The 20,496-nt window shown below is 63.7% G+C and carries 17 protein-coding genes; 2 read left to right on the top strand and 15 right to left on the bottom strand.

What is annotated here, in order from left to right:
• Positions 1 to 28 precede the first annotated feature (28 nt).
• Both xcpS and gspE read right to left on the bottom strand, forming a co-directional pair.
• Positions 29 to 1,243: a GspF family T2SS innner membrane protein variant XcpS gene (gene xcpS / locus DM872_RS02085; protein ID WP_179057888.1), complete on the bottom strand. Its 1,215-nt coding sequence runs from the start codon at positions 1,241 to 1,243 to the stop codon at positions 29 to 31.
• Complete coding sequence (gene gspE / locus DM872_RS02080) at positions 1,244 to 2,731, bottom strand: type II secretion system ATPase GspE (protein WP_179057887.1); 1,488 nt, start codon at positions 2,729 to 2,731, stop codon at positions 1,244 to 1,246.
• A gap of 264 nt (positions 2,732 to 2,995) precedes the next feature.
• Between gspE and DM872_RS02075 the strand changes: the two genes are divergently transcribed.
• Together DM872_RS02075 and gspD are read left to right on the top strand one after the other, a co-directional pair.
• Positions 2,996 to 3,640, top strand: a complete 645-nt coding sequence (locus DM872_RS02075) for a type II secretion system protein N (RefSeq protein WP_179057886.1) — start codon at positions 2,996 to 2,998, stop codon at positions 3,638 to 3,640.
• A 4-nt stretch (positions 3,641 to 3,644) separates the two neighbouring features.
• Positions 3,645 to 5,609, top strand: coding sequence for a type II secretion system secretin GspD (gene gspD, locus DM872_RS02070; protein WP_179057885.1), 1,965 nt, complete (start codon positions 3,645 to 3,647; stop codon positions 5,607 to 5,609).
• A gap of 159 nt (positions 5,610 to 5,768) precedes the next feature.
• Here the strand turns inward: gspD and DM872_RS02065 are convergent, their stop codons facing one another.
• The 13 genes from DM872_RS02065 to leuB form a co-directional block, all read right to left on the bottom strand.
• Positions 5,769 to 6,980, bottom strand: coding sequence for an O-succinylhomoserine sulfhydrylase (locus DM872_RS02065; protein ID WP_179057884.1), 1,212 nt, complete (start codon positions 6,978 to 6,980; stop codon positions 5,769 to 5,771).
• A gap of 75 nt (positions 6,981 to 7,055) precedes the next feature.
• Positions 7,056 to 8,561, bottom strand: coding sequence for an amidophosphoribosyltransferase (gene purF, locus DM872_RS02060; protein ID WP_179057883.1), 1,506 nt, complete (start codon positions 8,559 to 8,561; stop codon positions 7,056 to 7,058).
• Between the two features lie 88 nt (positions 8,562 to 8,649).
• On the bottom strand, positions 8,650 to 9,162 hold the full coding sequence (locus tag DM872_RS02055; RefSeq protein WP_028631332.1) for a CvpA family protein: 513 nt from the start codon (positions 9,160 to 9,162) through the stop codon (positions 8,650 to 8,652).
• Positions 9,163 to 9,257: 95 nt separating this feature from the next.
• Positions 9,258 to 9,947: an SPOR domain-containing protein gene (locus tag DM872_RS02050; protein WP_179057882.1), complete on the bottom strand. Its 690-nt coding sequence runs from the start codon at positions 9,945 to 9,947 to the stop codon at positions 9,258 to 9,260.
• Between the two features lie 5 nt (positions 9,948 to 9,952).
• Positions 9,953 to 11,239, bottom strand: a complete 1,287-nt coding sequence (gene folC, locus DM872_RS02045; RefSeq protein ID WP_179057881.1) for a bifunctional tetrahydrofolate synthase/dihydrofolate synthase — start codon at positions 11,237 to 11,239, stop codon at positions 9,953 to 9,955.
• Entirely contained in the window at positions 11,236 to 12,108 is an 873-nt protein-coding gene (accD, locus tag DM872_RS02040; RefSeq protein WP_179057880.1) for an acetyl-CoA carboxylase, carboxyltransferase subunit beta, read from the bottom strand. The genes folC and accD overlap by 4 nt, the downstream gene beginning before the upstream one ends.
• 37 nt (positions 12,109 to 12,145) lie before the next feature.
• A complete protein-coding gene (locus tag DM872_RS02035) occupies positions 12,146 to 12,409 on the bottom strand; it encodes a hypothetical protein (RefSeq protein ID WP_179057879.1) in 264 nt (87 codons plus the stop codon).
• A gap of 1 nt (position 12,410) precedes the next feature.
• Entirely contained in the window at positions 12,411 to 13,028 is a 618-nt protein-coding gene (locus tag DM872_RS02030) for a phosphoribosylanthranilate isomerase (protein ID WP_179057878.1), read from the bottom strand.
• Between the two features lie 56 nt (positions 13,029 to 13,084).
• Positions 13,085 to 13,945 carry a tRNA pseudouridine(38-40) synthase TruA gene (gene truA / locus DM872_RS02025; RefSeq protein ID WP_179057877.1) on the bottom strand — a complete coding sequence of 287 codons (861 nt, stop codon included), beginning with the start codon at positions 13,943 to 13,945 and terminating at the stop codon, positions 13,085 to 13,087.
• Between the two features lie 3 nt (positions 13,946 to 13,948).
• Positions 13,949 to 16,954, bottom strand: a complete 3,006-nt coding sequence (locus DM872_RS02020; protein ID WP_179057876.1) for a FimV family protein — start codon at positions 16,952 to 16,954, stop codon at positions 13,949 to 13,951.
• 143 nt (positions 16,955 to 17,097) lie between these two features.
• Complete coding sequence (locus tag DM872_RS02015; RefSeq protein WP_179057875.1) at positions 17,098 to 18,126, bottom strand: aspartate-semialdehyde dehydrogenase; 1,029 nt, start codon at positions 18,124 to 18,126, stop codon at positions 17,098 to 17,100.
• A gap of 109 nt (positions 18,127 to 18,235) precedes the next feature.
• Positions 18,236 to 19,348 carry an aspartate-semialdehyde dehydrogenase gene (asd, locus tag DM872_RS02010; RefSeq protein WP_179057874.1) on the bottom strand — a complete coding sequence of 371 codons (1,113 nt, stop codon included), beginning with the start codon at positions 19,346 to 19,348 and terminating at the stop codon, positions 18,236 to 18,238.
• Between the two features lie 57 nt (positions 19,349 to 19,405).
• The gene (gene leuB / locus DM872_RS02005) at positions 19,406 to 20,488 is read right to left on the bottom strand and encodes a 3-isopropylmalate dehydrogenase (RefSeq protein WP_179057873.1); all 1,083 of its coding nucleotides are present in this window, start codon (positions 20,486 to 20,488) and stop codon (positions 19,406 to 19,408) included.
• Positions 20,489 to 20,496: the final 8 nt, after the last annotated feature.

Raw genomic sequence — 20,496 nt, 5'->3', positions numbered from 1 at the left:
CGACTGACTACGGCGCAGATTCACGCGATTACCCCACGAGTTGGTTGAGAGAAAGGATAGGCAGGAGGATGGCGAGCACGATCATCAGCACCACGGCCCCCATCACCACCAGCATGAACGGTTCGAAAAGGCCGACCAGCAGGGCGATGCTAGCGGCCAGGTCGTTTTCCTGGTTGCGCGCAGTGCGGGCGAGCATCTGGTCGAGTTCGCCGGAACGTTCGCCACTGGCAATCATGTGCAGCATCATCGGCGGGAACTGGCCGCTGCCTTCCAGCGCGCGGGTCAGGCTGCCACCTTCACGAACCTTCTGCGCCGCCACCACGACATGGGCGCGGATCACGCGATTGGCGATCACTTCGGCGCCGATGCCAAGAGCCTCGACCAGCGGTACACCGCTGCGGGTCAGGATCGCCAGGGTGGACGCGAAGCGCGCCGTATCGGTGGCGCGCACCAGTCGCCCCACGAGCGGGATACGCAGCATCAGCGCATGCCAGCGCTGTCGGATATCGGGATCGCGCAGGGCCCAGCGGGCACCGACGAGGCCAGCGATCAGCACCAGCAGCATCAGCCAGCCCCAGTGTTTGACCAGATCGCTCAGGGCGATGAGCCCGCGCGTGAGCAACGGCAAGGTCTGTCCAGAATCGATGAATACCTTGACCACGTCCGGCACCACGAAGCCCAGCAGGAAGGCGACGATGGCCAGCGACGCACACATGAGGATCACCGGATAGAGCAGCGCCAGCTGGATTTTCTGCCGCGACTGCTGGCGTTGCTCGGTGTAGTCGGCCAGTTGCTCCAGCACGGGTCCCAGGTGACCGGCATGCTCACCCGCCGCCACGGTGGCGCGATAAAGATCAGGGAAGGCCGAGGGGAACTCCCGCAGGCTGCTGGCCAGGCTGTGGCCCTCCAGCACCCGCGCGCGAACCGCCAGCAACATCGACTGGATGCGCGAGCTGCTCGACTGCGCGGCCGCCGCCCGCAAGGCTTCTTCGATGGGCAGCGCCGCCTGCACCAGGGTCGCGAGCTGGCGCGTCACCAGGGCGAGGTCACGTGCGGAAAGACCACGCGACAGGCTGAAGCGGCCTCGCTCGGCCTGCTCGCGAACGCGGGTCGCACGCACTTCCAGCGGCGCCAACTGGCGCTCGCGCAGCAGCTGGCGCACCTGGCGGGCGCTGTCAGCTTCGAGCACGCCCTTCTGCTGGCGGCCCTTGGCGTCGAGCGCGAGGTATTCGAAAGCGGCCATTTATTCTTCCTGGGTGACCCGCAGTACTTCTTCCACCGTGGTGACCCCGAGCAGGACCTTGCGCCGCCCGTCTTCGCGGATGCTCGGACTGGACAGGCGCGCGTGGCGGATCATCTCCTGCTCCGAGGCGACGCTGTGGATCAGGCTGCGCATGTGATCATCGAACACCACCAGCTCGTAGATACCGGTACGTCCGCGATACCCCTGCTGGTGGCACTCCGTGCAACCACGGGCACGATGCAGGGTCGGCGCGCTGTCCGGGTCAACGCCCAGCAACTGGCATTCGGCGGCGTCGGCCTGATAGGCCTCCTTGCAATGCGGGCACAGCACCCGCACCAGGCGCTGCGCCAGGACACCCAACAGGGACGATGACAGCAGGAAGGGCTCGACGCCCATGTCCACCAGACGGGTGATGGCACCGATCGCGCTGTTGGTGTGGAGGGTGGACAGCACCAGGTGGCCGGTGAGCGACGCCTGCACGGCAATCTCGGCCGTCTCCTGGTCGCGGATCTCGCCCACCATCACCACGTCCGGGTCCTGGCGCAGGATGGCGCGCAGGCCACGGGCGAAGGTCATGTCCACCTTGGGATTGACCTGGGTCTGGCCGATACCCTCGATGTGGTACTCGATCGGGTCTTCGACGGTGAGAATGTTGCGGGTGCGGTCGTTGAGCGTGACCAGGCTGGCATAGAGGGTGGTCGTCTTGCCCGAACCGGTGGGGCCAGTGACCAGCAGGATGCCGTGGGGGCGGCGCACGGTGTCTTCCAGCTGATGGCGATCGCGATCGCTCATGCCCAGGTGCTGCAGCGTGAGGCGACCGGCCTGCTTGTCCAGCAGACGCAACACCACGCGCTCGCCATTGGCCGACGGCAGTGTGGAGACGCGGATATCGACTTCGCGCCCAGCCACCCGCAGGGAAATACGGCCGTCCTGGGGGATGCGTTTTTCGGCGATGTCCAGGCGCGCCATGACTTTGATCCGCGATACCAGCAGTGCCGCCAGCTCGCGCTTGGGTTCCAGCACTTCACGAAGGATACCGTCGACGCGGAAGCGCACGACCAGGCGTTTCTCGAAGGTTTCCAGGTGGATGTCCGAGGCGTTTTCCTTGATCGCTTCGCCGAGGATGGCGTTGATCAGGCGGATGATCGGCGCGTCGTCTTCCTGCTCCAGCAGGTCCTCGGTTTCCGGAATCTGCTCGGCCAGCGCGGCGAGATCGAGGCTTCCACCGAGGTCTTCGGCCAGTTGCATGGCAGCAGAGGAGTCATGCTGATAAGTCTGTGCCAGAGCCTGTTCAAAGGCCTCGCCAGTGAGCGGCTTCAACGGCAGACTGCGCCCGGCGAAGCGACGCGCCTCAGCCAGCGCGACCAGCTCGACCCCCGGGCGGTGTGCCAGGCAGGGCTCCACGCCATCGAGCAACAACACGCCATGCCGCTTGGCGAATCCAAAGGGCAGCCGTCGCAGGGGGGCTTCAACGAGTGGAGAATTCATCCGTGGGCGCCTATTTCAGGAGGGTCCAGAAGGAAGTATTGCAGGGCAAGCTGACGATTGTGCAGAGCCGCTGTCCGATTCTTATGATGCTTGTGAACAAAACCACCTAAAGCCGTAAAAATTCACATATATCTTTAGCACAGCGACCGCATCGCAACATCACCCGAATGGCCGAACATGGCCGGCAAAGTCGCTGCTATGATCAACACAGTTCTGCCACAAACATAATCAGAAAAAGAACGCAGCATTAGGAGTTGGACCCACTTGCGAGCTTCGGATTCCGTGCACTGGCTGCAACGCCACGCGCCAGCACTTGTCGGTGCCCTGCTGGTGCTGGCCATGGGCGCCAGCTTTGCCTGGCAGACCCGGGAGTGGTTGCGCCTGGTGGATGCTCCAGCCCAAGCACCCGAACAGCAGGGAACGCCCCTCGCCACCAGCCAGCCCCTACAGAACCTGGAGCCCCTCTTCGGACCGGCGCCGAAGGTCCAGCCCAGCGGCCCGCCCCCCTCTACCAATCTGCGTCTGACCTTGCTCGGCAGCTTCGTGAACGCCGGACCAGGCAAATCCATTGCCATCATCCAGTACGAAGGCGGCAAGCCGCGCCGCTTCACCGCCGGTGACGAGATCACCAGCGGTGTGAAAGTACACGCGGTGTATCGCAATCGCGTCGAAATCGAACGCAACGGCCGCCTGGAAAGTCTCAGCTTCCCGGAGCCGCGTTCACGCTTCACCCCTGTCGGCGGCGTTCCTGACGAGCCGTCAGCCGCAGTGATCGACGAACTCAATGGCCTGCAGGAAGACAACGCCGCGGAATTGCGCGAGCGCATGGAAAAGCTGCGCCAACAGATGGAAGACCCGGAAAACACCGTCTCCGAACCTTCCGCCGAACAGCCCCAGGAAAGCGAATGACACGATGACCCTGACCTTCTCGCGCCTCACGCTCGCCCTGATTGCTGCCGGGATGCTGACCGCACCCCTGCCCCTGCTCGCCGCCCAGCCGGGCGCCGCGACCGGCAATGCGCAGCAACAGCAGCAGGACGGCTGGACCATCAACCTCAAGGATGCCGATATACGCGAGTTCATCGACCAGATCGCCGACATCACCGGTGAGACCTTCATCGTCGACCCGCGCGTGAAAGGTCAGGTCAGCGTGGTGTCGAAGGCGCCGCTTGGGCTCAATGAGGTGTACCAGCTGTTCCTTTCGGTCATGGCAACCCACGGCTTCACCGTGGTCACCCAGGGCGACCAGGCACGCATCATCCCCAATGCCGAAGCCAAAGCAGAGGCCGGCAGCAGCCGTGCCGGCGCCGAAAGCCTGGAGACTCGCGTGATCCAGGTACAGCACACGCCGGTGACGGAACTCATCCCACTGATTCGACCGCTGGTCCCTCAGTACGGACATCTGGCAGCCGTCACCTCGGCCAATGCCCTGATCATCAGCGACCGCGCGGCCAACATCGCGCGCATCGAAGACCTGATGCGCCAGCTCGACCAGAAAGGCGACCGCGACTACACGGTGCTCAACCTCCGCTACGCCTGGGTGATGGACGCCGCCGAAGTGCTCAATGCATCCCTCAACCGCGGTCAGTCCAAGGGTACGTCGGGCACCCAGGTGATCGCCGATGCCCGCACCAACCGCCTGATCATCCTCGGCCCACCGTCAGCCCGGGCGAAGCTGGCCGCGCTGGCGCAGTCCCTCGACACCCCCACTTCGCGTTCGGCCAATACGCGGGTGATCCGTCTACGCCACAACGACGCCAAGGCGCTCGCGGAAACCCTCGGCGAAATTTCCGAAGGGCTGAAGAGCGAGGAAGGTGGCGGCGGTGAAGCGGGCGGCGCCGCGACAGGCGGCAAGCCGCAGAACATCCTGATCCGCGCCGACGAGAGCCTGAACGCCCTGGTCATGCTGGCCGAGCCAGACGTGGTAACCGCCATGGAAGATATCGTCCGCCAACTCGACGTACCCCGCGCCCAGGTGATGGTCGAAGCGGCCATCGTCGAGATTTCCGGCGACATCACCGACGCGCTGGGCGTGCAGTGGGCGGTGGATGCGCGCGGCAATACCGGCGGCCTGGGTGGCGTGAACTTCGGCAATACCGGGCTCTCGGTGGGCACGGTGCTCAACGCCATCCGCGACGATGAAATCCCCGACACGCTGCCGGATGGCGCCATCATCGGCATCGGCACGGAAAACTTCGCCGCCCTCATCACCGCCCTGTCTGCCAACAGCAGGAGCAACCTGCTGTCGACGCCCAGTCTGCTGACGCTCGACAACCAGAAGGCGGAAATTCTCGTGGGCCAGAACGTGCCCTTCCAGACCGGCACCTTCACCACGGACGCCTCAGGCGCCAACAACCCCTTCACCACCATCGAGCGCCAGGACATCGGCGTGACTCTCAAGGTGACCCCGCACATCAACGAAGGCGCCACCCTGCGCCTGGAGATCGAGCAGGAAATTTCCTCCATCGCGCCCTCCGCGACCTTGACCGCGCAGGCGGTGGACCTGATCACCAACAAGCGCTCGATCAAGAGCACCATTCTTGCGGAGGATGGCCAGGTTATCGTGCTGGGCGGCCTCATCCAGGACGACATCACCCAGACCGACTCCAAGGTGCCGCTGCTGGGCGACATCCCCATCCTCGGCCGGCTGTTCCGCTCCACCCGTGACACCCACGTGAAGCGCAATCTGATGGTGTTCCTGCGCCCGACCGTCGTACGCGACCGTGCCGGCCTCGCGGCCCTGTCCGGGAAGAAGTACAACGACATCCGTATCGTCGGCGAGCACGACAAGGAAGGTCGCCCGGCCATCCTGCCGAGCAAGCCCGTGGAGCTGTTCGACGGCCAGCAGTCCCCCTCCATCGATCTGCGCAAGCCGTAAGGCCCAACGCCTCGTGATTCATTTCCGGCACAAGCCTTCTTCCCGGTAACCGGGCACAAAAAAGGGCGGCCCCACCTTCCAGGTGGGGCCGCCCTCTTCTTTCCTGCCCGCTTTCCTATCAGCCGTTATTCGGCAGGATCGGTTTCTGGGCCCAGTCGATCAAACAGCGGTGAGCCCGCGCTCCAGATCGGCCTTGAGGTCACCCACATCCTCCAGACCTATAGCCAGGCGGACCAAGCTGTCACTGATACCGGCGTTAGCCCGCTCCTGCGGCGAAAGGCGTCCGTGGGATGTCGTGGCCGGGTGGGCGATGGTGGTCTTGGTGTCGCCCAGGTTGGTGGTGATGGAGATCATCCGGGTGGCATCGATGAAACGCCAGGCCGCTTCCTTGCCGCCCTTCACCTCGAAGCTGACCACCGCGCCGAAGCCCTTCTGCTGGCGCTTGGCCAACTCGTGCTGCGGATGGCTTTCAAGCCCCGAGTAGTAAACGCGTTCGACACCAGGCTGCTGCTCCAGCCAGCGGGCGATTTCGAGGGCACTGGCGCAATGGGCCTGCATGCGCACGCGCAGGGTTTCCAGGCCTTTCATCATCACCCAGGCATTGAAGGGGCTCAGGGTCGGGCCCGCAGTGCGCAGGAACCCCACCACTTCCTTCATATGCTCGGCGCGACCGGCGACCACGCCACCCATGGTTCGGCCCTGACCATCGATGTACTTGGTGGCCGAGTGCATGACGATGTCGGCGCCCAGCTTGAGCGGCTGCTGCAAGGCCGGGGTGCAGAAGCAGTTGTCCACCACCAACAAGGCGCCGCCGGCGTGGGCGATATCGGCCAGGGCGGGGATGTCCACCAGCTCGGCCAGCGGGTTAGACGGCGACTCGACGAACAGCAGCTTGGTGTTCGGCTTGATTGCCGACTTCCAGCCGTCCAGGTCGGACAGCGCGGGGTAGTCGACCTCGATACCGAAGCGTTTGAGGTACTTCTCGAACAGGCTGATGGTGGAACCGAACACGCTACGGGAAACCAGTACATGGTCGCCACTGCTGCACAGGCTCATGGCAATAGCGAGGATCGCCGACATACCGGAAGCGGTCGCGACGGCCTGCTCGGCGCCTTCGAGGGCGGCAATGCGCTCTTCGAAGGTCCGCACGGTCGGGTTGGTGTAGCGCGAATAGACGTTGCCCGGTACCTCACCGGCGAACCGCGCGGCGGCGTCGGCGGCAGTGCGGAACACGTAACTGGACGTCAGGAACATGGCCTCGCCATGCTCACCTTCCGGCGAGCGGCGCTGGCCAGCGCGCACGGCCAGGGTTTCGAAGGCGGCGCCTTCCAGGTCACTGTCCAGCCTTCCGGCTTCCCATTCCTGCGTCATATCCCTACCTCTTCAGAAACGAAGCCCGGACAGGATCCGGGCTACAGACTTACGACTTGCCGCCAGACGCGCGACTCAGTTGTTGTACAGATCGATGATGGCGCTGACCGCGTGGGCCTTGACCTTGCTGGCATCGTTACGTGCCTGCTCGATCTTGTTCAGGTACTGCTCGTCGACGTCGCCGGTGATGTACTGGCCATCGAACACTGCGCAATCGAAGTGATCGATCTTCACCTTGCCGCCGCCCACTGCATCGATCAGGTCCGGCAGGTCCTGATAGACCAGCCAATCGGCACCAATGAGTTCGGCCACTTCCTCGGTGGTGCGGTTGTGGGCGATCAGTTCGTGGGCGCTGGGCATGTCGATGCCGTACACGTTCGGATAACGCACTGCCGGAGCCGCGGAACAGAAGTAGACGTTCTTGGCGCCCGCTTCGCGAGCCATCTGGATGATTTGCTTGCAGGTGGTGCCGCGAACGATGGAGTCGTCCACCAACATCACGTTCTTGCCGCGGAACTCCAGTTCGATGGCATTCAGCTTCTGGCGCACGGATTTCTTGCGCGCAGCCTGGCCGGGCATGATGAAGGTACGGCCGATGTAGCGGTTCTTCACGAAGCCTTCGCGGAATTTCACGCCCAGGTGGTTAGCCAGTTCCAGGGCGGCGGTACGGCTGGTATCCGGAATCGGGATCACGACGTCGATGTCATGCTCAGGACGCTCGCGCTGGATCTTCTCGGCCAGCTTCTCGCCCATGCGCAGGCGCGCCTTGTAGACGGAGATGCCGTCCATGATGGAATCCGGGCGGGCCAGGTAGACGTGCTCGAAGATGCAAGGGGAGTACTGCGGCTTGGCCGCGCACTGACGGGTGAACAGCTTGCCTTCTTCGGTGATGTACACCGCTTCGCCCGGAGCCAGGTCACGGATCAGGGTGAAGCCCAGCACGTCGAGGGCGACGCTCTCGGAGGCGATCATGTATTCGACGCCTTCGTCGGTGTGACGCTGGCCGAAGACGATCGGGCGAATCGCATGGGGATCACGGAAGCCGACGATGCCGTAGCCGGTGATCATCGCCACCACGGCGTAGCCACCCTTGCAACGCGCGTGCACGCCGGAAACCGCGGCGAACACGTCTTCCTCGGTGGGCTGCAGCTTGCCGCGGTGGGCCAGTTCGTGAGCGAACACGTTGAGCAGCACTTCCGAATCGGAGTTGGTGTTCACGTGACGCAGGTCGGACTCGTAGATTTCCTTGGCCAGCTGCTCGACGTTGGTCAGGTTGCCGTTGTGCGCCAGGGTGATGCCGTAAGGCGAGTTGACGTAGAACGGCTGGGCCTCGGCGGAGCTGGAGGAGCCTGCGGTGGGATAGCGCACGTGACCGATGCCGATGCTGCCCACCAGGCGCTGCATATGGCGCTGCTGGAAGACGTCACGGACGAGGCCGTTGTCCTTGCGCAGGAAGAGCCGGCCATCATGGCTGGTCACAATACCGGCAGCGTCCTGGCCGCGATGCTGAAGCACGGTAAGCGCGTCATACAGCGCCTGATTGACGTTCGACTTACCGACGATACCGACGATGCCACACATGTGACGCAACCCCTGCTAGTAGTTCAAGCTAATCAAGTATCCGCCCAGGCCGTTTGGGTATGGGCAGGCATGCTTCCGGTGCGACGCATCAGCTGGGTGAGCTGATGCCGCTCGCGAGCCACTGACTGGTAAAGCCCAGAATAAGGTTCTTCGACCAGTCGGCGACCATTAGAAAATGCGGCAACAGCGTGGATTGCTGCCACCAGGGATCCTGTTGCACCGGCGCCAGGCTGAGCAGGCCGACCAGCAGCACCACCAGCAGCGCGCCACGGGCGGCGCCAAAGGCCATGCCCAGTACGCGGTCGGTGCCGTCCATACCGGTAACCCTGACCAGCTCGCCGATCAGGAAATTGATCAAGGCGCCCACCAGCAAGGTGGCGACGAAGAGAATGGCGCATGCGGCGATGATGCGCGCCGAAGGCATTTCGATGAATTCAGTGAGATGCAGTGACAGGGCGCCGCCGAAGGTCCAGGCAACTACGCCTGCGACTATCCAGGTCAGGAGCGAGAGAGCTTCCTTGACGAAGCCCCGGCTCAGACTGACCAGGCTGGAAACGGCGATGATGGCGATTATCGTCCAATCGACCCAGGTGAATGCCACGGTGCGGCCCACAAACGGAAAAGGCGCTGCATTTTAGCAGAGCCCTTTCACTCCGGTAACCCGCGAAACAGAAAGGGCTCGATTAACCGGGTCTATCAGGTCTTCTCCGGCTGGAAACGGACGATGAAGCCATTCAGCTTCTGCTGACGGGACAGTTGGTCACGCAGGCGATTGGCCTCGGCCCGTTCGATCACCGGGCCGACGAACACCCGGTTCATGCCTTCTACGCTGCGGATGTAGGCGTTATAGCCCTGGGTGCGCAGGTTCTTCTGCAGGTTCTCGGCACTGGAGCGACTGGACAGGCTGGCCAACTGGATCGACCAGCTGACTGGCAGGCCGTTGACGTCCAGGCGCTTCTCTTCGGCCTTGGTCGCTGCAACCGGAGCAGCCGGAGTAGGCGCAGGCGCCTTGGCCTGTGCCGCCGGTTGTGGCTGTGTTTGCTGCGGTTGCGGTTGCGCGGGAACCGGAACAGCGGGAGCCGCAGGTTGAGCGGGCGCTGCCGGAGCAGCGTCCTCGGCCGGCGGAACATTGGCCGCCAGCGCGCCTTCGGCAGGCTCCAGCGGCGGCACGGGCTCCTGAGGCAGGGCCTGCGGCTCCGGCACCTGGACCTGCTCGAGTGCCACCGGAGGCATCTCCGGCGCCTTGGGCATGGGCGGAGCTTCCACCACCACCTGACGCAGTTCGTCCTCGCGACTGAACAACATGGGCAGGAAAATCACCGCCAGCGCCACCAGCACCAAAGCGCCGACGATACGTTGCTTGAGTCCCTTGTCCATTACAGCCATTTCCCCTACTCCCCCGCTGCTTGGTTTTCCAGCCAGCTCAGCGCCTCAGCCACACTGTAGAACGAACCGAACACCAGAATTTCGTCGTCCGGTGCCGCCCGCTCACACTGCGCTTCGAGCGCTGCGGCGATATTTTCGTGGACACTGACGCTTGCGTGAAGGTTCGTCAATGCCGCCTGCAATTCCGCCGCAGGACGGCTACGCGGGGTAGGCAACGGCGCCACGGCCCAATGGGCCAGTTGCCCGCTTAGCGGGCCGAGAACGCCGGGAAGATCCTTATCGGAAAGCAGGCCGAAAACGGCCAGACGCTTGCCAGCGACCGGACGGGCCGCGAGGCGCGCCGCCAGGTACTCGGCAGCATGGGGGTTGTGACCGACATCCAGCAGGAGCGAAACCTTCTTGCCGCGCCATTCGAGGCTGCGGAGATCCAGGCGCCCGGCGACCCGGGTACCGATCAGCGCAGCCTGGATCACTTCCGGCTGCCAGGGCATGTCCAGCAGCGCATAGGCCTGGAGCGCCAGGGCGGCGTTTTCCATGGGGAGGTCGAGCAGAGCCAGGTCATGCAGCTCAAGCACCTGCCCGGACGCGCAAGTGCCGCGCCAGTGCCAGCTACCGTCGCCCTGCGCCAGATCGTACTCCCGGCCACGCAGGAACAGCGGTGCGGCAAGCGCACCCGCCTGGTCCAACAGAGGTTGAGGCGGGTTCAGGTCGCCACAGAGGGCTGGCTTCCCTGCGCGGAAGATGCCTGCTTTCTCGAACGCCACGCTTTCCCGGGTGTCGCCGAGCCAGTCCGCGTGATCCAGGCCAATGCTGGTCACCAGGGCGAGGTCGGAATCCACCAGGTTCACGGCATCCAGGCGACCGCCCAGGCCAACTTCGAGCACCACAGCATCAAGGCCTGCGTGCTGGAACAACCAGAAGGCCGCCAGGGTGCCCATTTCGAAGTAGGTCAGGGAGATTTCGCCACGTGCCGCCTCCACAGCGGCGAAGGCATTGCAGAGCGCCTGATCGGTAGCCTCCTGGCCATTCAACTGGACGCGCTCGTTGTAACGCAGCAGGTGCGGCGAGCTGTACACGCCGACCTTGAGCCCCTGGGCGCGCAACAGCGCGGCCAGGAAAGCACAAGTGGAACCCTTGCCGTTGGTGCCAGTGACCGTAATCACCTTTGGTGCCGGCCGGGTCAGACCCAGCCGGTCGGCAACTTCGCGGCTACGCTCCAGCCCCATGTCGATGGCCGTGGGGTGGAGCTGTTCAAGGTAGGAAAGCCAGTCGGCAAGGGTTCTCTGGGTCATGCGATAGCCGGGGAAGGTAGACGCAGCATCTGCGCCAGCAGCCGACCAAGGCGCTCTCGCAGTTCTGCGCGGGGGATGATCATGTCGATGGCGCCGTGCTCCAGCAGGAACTCGCTGCGCTGGAAGCCTTCCGGCAGTTTCTCGCGAACGGTCTGCTCGATCACGCGCGGGCCGGCAAAGCCGATCAGGGCGCGCGGCTCACCGACGATCACGTCGCCGAGCATCGCCAGACTGGCCGAAACGCCACCGTAGACCGGGTCGGTCAGCACGGAAATGAACGGGATGCCCTCTTCACGCAGGCGAGCCAGGACTGCGGAAGTCTTGGCCATCTGCATCAGGGAAATCAGGGCTTCCTGCATACGCGCACCACCGGAGGCGGAGAAGCAGACCAGCGGGCAACGTTTTTCCAGGGCCACGTTGGCAGCGCGGACGAAGCGCTCACCCACGATGGCGCCCATGGAGCCGCCCATGAAGGAGAATTCGAACGCACAAGCCACGATCGGCATCTTGTGCAGCGTGCCGCTCATGGCGATCAGCGCATCCTTCTCGCCGGTATCTTTCTGCGCGGAGACCAGGCGGTCCTTGTACTTCTTGCTGTCGCGGAACTTCAGGCGATCCACCGGCTCCAGGTCGGCACCGATCTCTTCGCGACCTTCTGCGTCCAGGAAGATGTCCAGGCGGGTGCGCGCGCCGATGCGCATGTGGTGGTTGCACTTAGGGCAGACGTCCAGCGTCTTTTCCAGCTCGGGCTTGTACAGCACCGCCTCGCAGGACGGGCACTTGTGCCAGAGGCCTTCCGGAACGGAGCTCTTCTTCACCTCGGAACGCATGATCGAAGGGATCAGCTTGTCTACCAGCCAGTTGCTCATGCTCTAGTTCTCCACAGCTTTCAGGCCCGAACACGCGCTAGCGGTTCAAAGCCCGGCGCATGTTCTTGAGCGAATTCATGGTTGCGACCCCGGCACTCAGCACGCATCCGGGGATCACCCTGGTGATGGCCTCGCCACCACCTTCGTAAAAAACCGGCCCGATCGACGCAGCCTTGCCGCGCGACCCGCCAGGCTGCGCCTGACTGGGCAACTCGGTTATGGACGGCAGCGACGCGCTGTCCGTCACATATGCAGGAGACGCGCCAGCACGGGAGTACACGAAATTTTCCGCAATCTGCATGTCAGGCGCGTGCCTGTTGGATGAAGGCTTGAATTTTCGCGGCGTCCTTGATGCCCTTGCTCGCCTCGACACCCCCACTCACATCCACGGCGTACGGTCGAACCTGGCGCACCGCATCGCCAACGTTCTCGGGGGTCAGACCACCGGCGAGAATCACCGGTTTTGCTGCATTCCGGGGCACCAGGCTCCAGTCGAAGGCTTCGCCGGTGCCACCCGGGGTGCCCGCGACATAGGTGTCGAGCAGCACACCCGACGCCTCGGGATAGCACGCGATTGCGGCCGCAACGTCGTCACCCGGCTTGACCCGTAGCGCCTTGATGTAAGGACGGCCGTAGCCGCCGCAATCCGCCGGGCTTTCATCACCGTGGAACTGCAGCAGGTCGAGGGGAACCACTTCGAGCAGTTGCGTCAGCTCAGCGCGCGGCATGTCGACGAAGAGCCCGACGGTGGTCACGAATGGAGGCAACGCAGCGATGATGGCGCCCGCCTGGGCCGGAGTCACCGCGCGCGGGCTCTTCGCGTAGAACACAAAACCTATGGCATCCGCCCCGGCAGCGACTGCGGCCAGGGCATCCTCGATTCGGGTAATACCGCAGATTTTGATGCGAACGGCTGACAAGATGCAGGCACCTGAAGGCTAAAGACCACGGATGTTAGCAAAGGCCCGGCGCAGCGTCAGCCCGCGCAATCCGGCAACCCGGAAAGAAAGTGCGGCCCGAGGTAGCGCTGGGGAAGCTCGAACTCTTCGGGATATTCGACACGCACCAGATAGAGCCCGTAGGGATGCGCGGTCACGCCACCCTCCCGACGAATCCGCCCTTCCAGCACCTGCCTTGCCCACTCCACCGGTTGTTCGCCGGCACCGATGGTCATCAGCACACCGGCAATATTGCGCACCATGTGGTGAAGGAACGCATTGGCGCGTATATCGAGCACGATCATGCGACCGAGTTCGATCAGCTCCAGGTGATGCACGGTCTTGATCGGCGACTTCGCCTGGCACTGTCTCGCGCGAAACGCACTGAAATCGTGGGTTCCCACCAGACAACGCGCGGCCTCACGCATGCGCTCGGCATCCAGGGGTCGGTGGTTCCAGGTCACTTCTTCTGCCATGTGCGCCGGACGAATTTCGTCGTTATAGATCACATAGCGATAGCGCCGCGCCATGGCGCTGAAGCGGGCATCGAAGTGCTTCGGCATCTCCCTGGCCCAGGTAACGCTGATATCCGGCGGCAGGTTCGCATTAGCCCCCATCACCCAAGACAGCGGCGACCGCGAAACGGGCGTATCGAAGTGCACGACCTGGCCACTGGCGTGCACCATGGCATCGGTGCGTCCGGCGCAGGAAAGTGTCACGGGCGCACCACCCGCCACCCGGCAAAGGGCTTTCTCCAGCGCGCCCTGGATGGACGGAACGCCATCGATCTGGCGCTGGAAGCCGCGATATCGCGAGCCCTTGTATTCGACGCCAAGAGCAATTCTGTAAATGCCAGCGGCAGCCGAAGTGGCTGCCGCTGCGGGTACTACATCTGTCATCTATCAGCTGAGTCGTGCGATCAGTTCGCGCGCTTCCTGTTGCTGGGTGTCACTACCCTCGGACATCACCTCGTCGAGGATGTCGCGAGCACCTTCAGTGTCACCCATGTCGATATAGGCACGAGCCAAATCCAGTTTGGTCGCGGTTTCGTCGGTACCGGAGAGGAAATCGAAGTCGTCTTCCTCGCCCAGTCCCAGGCCGAGGTCTGCCGCCTCGTCTTCCAGCACGGCAACCGGCTCAGGCTCCGGCGCTTGCTGCAGGCTGTCGGAGAGCTGATCCAGCTCGGCAGTCACCTCGTCCAGCTGCGCGGCAAAGCTGTCGTTGTCTGCCAGCGGCTCTGCAATCGGCTCGCCGGGAAGCGAGAGGTCGAAATCGGCCGGCAGATCGAGAAGGGCTTCGCTTGCCTTTTCCGCTACCGGAGCGGGGGCGTCGACGGTCAGCGGCGCATCGAGGTCGCTGTCCAGGCTCAGCAGGAAATCGTCCTCTTCCACCGTCGCCGACTGGGTGGTCGGCTCCAGGTCGAGGCTGAAATCAGCGAGATCATCGCTGAGTTCCAGGCTTTCGTCACCAGTCAGCAGCTCGTCGCTGCCGCCGATGTCCAGGTCGAAGTCCAGGTCATTTTCGGCGTTGGCCGGAGAAGCAATCGGGAGGTCGAGCTCCAGATCGTCCAGGCCCAGTTCGTCCACCGGAGCCGCAACAGGCTGGATGGCAGCCGGTTCTTCGTCGGCAAGCTCCAGATCGAGATCGGACCCCAGATCATCCAGGCTCAGGTCGAATGCATCATCCAGGTCTGACCCGCTGTTTGCCGGCGTGCTTGCCGGAACATCGTCGAGGGTCAGGTCATCGAGACTGAAGCTGTCGAGATCGTCCGCCGCAGCCAGACCCGCAACCGCACTGGCTGCCACGGCAGCAACGGCCATGGCCGGGTACTTGCCTTTCAGTTGGTCGATTTCGCCACCTGCACCGCCAATCTCACGGAGCTCGCTTTCCTGACGCGCGAAACCTTCGCGATCACCCAGTTCGGCGTAGACCTCCATCAGCTTGAGGCGAAGATCGCTGCGATGCGGCTCGTCGTTGATGGCGTTCTGCAACAGCTCGGCAGCCTGGTTGAAGCGACCGTAGGCGATATAGATGTCGGCCTCGCTGAGCACATCGCCGGTCTGTGCGGTGACACGCTCGTCAGCCTTGGCAGGCGCGGCGTCCGGCACATCGGCAACGGTCGTATCCAGTTCCGGACTATCGAGGCCGGCGAAGCTGTCGTCCTTCAGGTCTAGGTCGACGTCGAAGCTGTTCTCGTCATCCTGCGCGGCAAGGCTGTTCTGCAGCTCGGCCTCTTTCAGGGCATTGCGACGCGACAGCACCATCAGCAGGACCAACAGAGCGACAAGCGCGCTGCCACCGGCCAGGAGGAGCAGCATGGGGTTGGCCAGCACGTCGTCGATGATGCTGGACTGCGGCGGCTCGACCACAGGCGCGGCCGGGGCGGTCTGCACGGGTTTGACTGGAGCTGCCGGCTTGGCGGGCTCTGCCGGCTTCGGCTCCTGGGCAGCGGCCGGCGCTGCAGGCTGGGCAGGAGTTGCTGGCTGGTCAGGAGCAACAGGCTGCGCTGGCGCGGCTGCAACCGGCTCGGCCGGGACTGCGGCTTCCGGGGCGGCAGGTTGAGCCGGTGCCGGGGTCGGCGCTGCAGCTGTCGGCACTTCAGGCGCCGCCGGCGTAACGGTAGCGGGCTGGGCAGGCGTAGCGGCAGGCTGGGCCGGCGCTGCGGGAGCTGCGGGAGCTGCGGCGGGCGCTGCAGCGGTGGCAGGAACAGCGGGAGCCTGATTGCCTTGATTGGCCATGTTGGACTGCAGCTTCGCGAGCTGGTCGTCCTTGAGCTGGATCAGACGCTGCAGCTTGTCCATCTGACTCTGCAGGTCGGTCATGCGGCTCTTCAGCTCATCATTTTCGCGACGGGTCGAATCCAGGCTTTCCTGGGTTACAGCCAGTTTGTCGCTGAGCGCCTTGCTTTCGCCGTTGGCACCCTTGTCGCTGCCACTGGAAGCCTTACCGCTCGCAGCGGAAACCAGGCGCAAATTGTCCTCGGTCTCAACTTTCTCAGGGGCTTCACCTGCGTTGCTGCGCTTGGTGGCGTCGAGCTGACGCTTGCCCTCCCCTGCCAGGCTGCGACCTTCGCGCCAGGCGGTGTTCTGGGCCTGCACCTGGGAAATGGCCTCGGCCTGGGAACGGCTGGCGATCTGCTTTTCATCGGGCAGGCGCAACACCTGGCCGCTCTTCAGGCGATTGATGTTGCCATCAACGAAAGCGTCCGGGTTCAAATCCTGGATGGCCAGCATGGCCTGGTGCACCGAGCCACTGGCGCGGCTGCGCTCAGCGATCTCCCAGAGGGTGTCGCGGGAGGTGGTGCGGTATTGGTCAGTCGGCGCCTTGGGGGCAGCCGCCTGGGAGGGAGCGGGAGCAGGTGCCGGAGCACTGGGGCGCGGTGCAGCAGCGGAGGTCGCCGGGGCGCTGCGAACAGGCGCGGCAGACGGCGCTACTGCGGGACGCGGTGCTGGCGCGGGGGCAGCGACCGGAACTTTCGGCGCGGCAGCGGCGGCAGCCTGCGGCGAATAGAGCGGCGGATCGAGAAGCAGCGTGTACTCACGCAGCAGGCGACCATTGGGCCAGAGCACCTCGACCAGGAAGTTCAGATAGGGTTCGCGGACCGGCTTGGTGGAAGTCACCCGGATAACGCTGCGGCCGTTGGGCTTGATCACCGGGGTGAACTTGAGGTCCTGCAGGAAATACTGGCGGTCGACGCCGGCCTTGGAGAATTCCTCGGCCGATGCCAGGTTCGGCTTGACCTCGGCAGACGCCAAGTCACGCACTTCGCGCAGCTCGATCTCCGCATCCAGTGGCTGGTTCAAGGAAGAACGCAGGGTGACTTCCCCGAGTCCCAGGGCGTTGGCCACGCCCGAAGTCAGCGCGGATGCAGCCGCGATTGCCAGCACAAGTTTGCGAACCCGAACCATAGAGTGATTCCCTTGTTTTATCTTTTTTCTCGCGGGGCGAGAGGAGGGTCTTAAGTCGCTGCCTGCGCACGCCTGAAACGGCGGCTCCCCATCAACGATAAGGCCAAGCCAGTATTGTCAAGCTAGAATAGTTCTACAAATTTTCAGGTAAGTATCTTTGACAGATAGTGTTTTATCAACAACTCGGCCGACTGCACAGCATTGAGCGCAGCGCCTTTTCTTGCATTATCTGAAGCAATCCACAAATTGAGTTCGCACGGGTCATCCAACCCGCCCCGAACCCGGCCTACATATACCGAATCCTGCCCTACGGCGTCGCCGACAGCGGTCGGATAATCGCCCTCTTCTTCCACAAACTCGACGCCCGGCGCTGTTCCGAGCTGCTCGCGTACCCTGGCAACATCCACCGGCTGCTCAGCCACAACCGAAACCGCCAGGCTGTCACCAAAGAAGACCGGAGCCAGGGCGCAGGTGGCGGACACACGCAGAGCCGGCTCACCGAGCAACTGCTTGATCTCGCCCGCCAGGCGGCGCTCCAGGACGGCATGCCCTTCGGCATCCGGGACACCGGCCTGCGCCAGGACATTGAAGGCGATCTGCCGATCGAAGAAGCGTGGTTCCAGAGGCCGCGCGTTGAGCAGCTCGGCAGTCTGGCGCGCCAGCTCGGCAACGCCCTCTCGACCACGGCAGGACACTGCAAGGCTGGCCATCACACTGACGCGCTGCGGCTTGAGCAGGCCCTTGAGCGGCGCCAGCACGCAGGCCAGCGCCACCGACGAGGCACTGGGGCTGGTCAATTGATAGGGAGCCGGGAGCGTTTCGAGCAGCTGCGGGTTGCTTTCCGGAACCAGGGCTGGAGCGGTATTCGGGTCCAGCGCACCGGACAGGTCGATCAGCGAGCACCCTGCCGACGTCGCGCGAGCGGCAAAGCTGCGGGTCACCGCTTCACCAGCCGCAAAGAAGGCCAGACGCACCTGGGCAAAATCGAACTCGGCTACATCCCGCACCCGCAGGTTACGTCCTTTGAAAGGCAGCGATGTGCCGGCGGATTCGCCACTGGCGAGCAGATAAAGGTTGCCGACCGGAAATTCACGCTCTTCGAGGAGCTGGACGAGGGTTTCGCCAACGGTGCCGGTGGCGCCGATCACGGCGATATCGAGGGACTGGCTCATGGAGGGATACTTCTGGCGATGCGAGGAGCGGCACTTTAACCGCCACCCCGCACGCAGGCAATCGAGGGTCAGAGAGTGCCGACGAGCCTCATCGACACCCTGCGATCCATCAACGCTCCAGCAGGATGCGCAGCATACGGCGCAGCGGTTCGGCAGCGCCCCAGAGGAGCTGGTCGCCCACGGTGAAGGCGCCCAGGTACTGCGAACCCATGTTGAGCTTGCGCAGACGGCCGACCGGGACAGTCAAGGTACCGGTCACGGCAGTCGGAGTGAGTTCGCGCATGCTGATTTCGCGCTGGTTCGGCACCAGTTTCACCCAGGGATTGTGCTGGCTGATCATGCCCTCGATGTCGGCGATCGGCACATCCTTGTTCAGCTTGATGGTCAGCGCCTGGCTGTGGCAGCGCATGGCGCCGATGCGCACGCAGATGCCATCCACCGGGATCGGGCTCTTGAAGCGACCGAGGATCTTGTTGGTCTCGGCCTGGCCTTTCCACTCTTCGCGGCTCTGGCCGTTGGGCAGTTCCTTGTCGATCCAGGGGATCAGGCTGCCGGACAGGGGCACACCGAAGTTCTCGGTGGGGAAATCTTCGCCGCGCATGGCTTCAGCCACTTTGCGATCGATGTCGAGGATGGCACTGGCCGGGTTGGCAAGATCATCGGCCACCGCAGCATGGGTCGCGCCCATCTGCTTGATCAGTTCGCGCATGTTCTGCGCGCCTGCGCCGGAGGCCGCCTGATAGGTCATGGCACTCATCCACTCGACCAGGCCGGCTTCGAACAGGCCGCCCAGAGCCATCAGCATCAGGCTGACGGTGCAGTTGCCGCCGATGTAGTTCTTGGTGCCGGCGTCCAGTTGCTGGTCGATGACCCGACGGTTCACCGGATCGAGCACGATCACCGCGTCATCCTGCATACGCAGGCTGGAGGCGGCGTCGATCCAGTAGCCCTGCCAACCGGCTTCGCGCAGCTTGGGGAAAACCTCGTTGGTGTAGTCGCCACCCTGGCAGGTCAGGATCACATCGAGGGTCTTCAGCTCGTCGATGCTGTAGGCGTCCTTCAGCGGGGCAACGTCCTTGCCGACCGCGGGGCCCTGGCCACCAACATTGGAAGTAGTGAAGAACACCGGCTCGATCAGGTCGAAATCCCGCTCTTCCAGCATTCGCTGCATGAGCACGGAACCCACCATGCCGCGCCAACCGATCAGACCTACACGCTTCATGACAACTACACCTTTCGTGAAAAAGTGGGCCGCTGGTTTTCCAGCGGGCCCGACAGATTACAGATTCCGCAGTGCTGCGACCACAGCATCGCCCATTTCGCGGGTACCGACCTTGGTCGCACCGGCGGAGTAGATATCGCCCGTCCGCAGGCCCTGATCCAGCACCAGGCTGACGGCCTTCTCGATGGCGTCGGCAGCAGCGGTCTGGTTGAAGCTGTAGCGGAGCATCATCGATACGGAAAGTATGGTCGCCAATGGGTTGGCGATGCCCTGGCCGGCGATGTCCGGTGCCGAGCCGTGGCAGGGTTCGTACATGCCCTTGTTGTTCGAATCCAGCGAGGCGGAAGGCAGCATGCCGATGGAACCAGTGAGCATGGAAGCCTCATCCGACAGGATGTCGCCGAACATGTTGTCGGTCACCATCACGTCGAACTGCTTGGGTGCACGCACCAGTTGCATGGCAGCGTTGTCGACGTACATGTGGCTGAGTTCGATGTCCGGATAGTCCTTGGCCACCTCTTCCACCACTTCGCGCCACAGCTGGCTGGAGGCCAGGACGTTGGCCTTGTCCACCGAGCACAGTTTCTTGTTGCGCACGCGGGCCATGTCGAAGCCGACACGCGCGATGCGGCGAATTTCGCTTTCGCTGTAAGGCAGGGTGTCGTAGGCCTGGCGCTCGCCGTTCTCCAGCACGCGCTGTTCGCGAGGCTGGCCGAAGTAGATGCCGCCGGTCAGTTCGCGGACGATCAGGATGTCGAGGCCCGCGACCACTTCCGGCTTGAGGCTGGAAGCGTCGGCCAGTTGCGGATAGAGGATGGCCGGACGCAGGTTGCCGAACAGGCCCAGTTGCGAACGGATCTTCAGCAGCCCGCGCTCCGGACGGATGTCGCGCTCGATCTTGTCCCATTTCGGACCGCCCACGGCGCCCAGCAGGACAGCATCAGCCTTGCGTGCACGTTCCAGGGTTTCGTCGGCCAGCGGCACGCCGTGCTTGTCGATGGCGGCACCACCGATGACGTCTTCAGTCAGTTCGAAACCGAGCTGGAACTTGTCGTTAGCCAGCTCCAGCACCTTGACCGCTTCGGCCATGATCTCCGGGCCGATACCGTCGCCGGGGAGAATCAGAATCTGCTTGCTCATGCTTTCCT

It is taken from the genome of Pseudomonas taiwanensis, assembly GCF_013393345.1.
In the GTDB taxonomy this organism is placed as follows: domain Bacteria; phylum Pseudomonadota; class Gammaproteobacteria; order Pseudomonadales; family Pseudomonadaceae; genus Metapseudomonas; species Metapseudomonas resinovorans_C.
The sequence above is the reverse complement of the archived record's forward strand: the minus strand, read 5'-3'. Positions and strand labels throughout refer to the sequence as shown.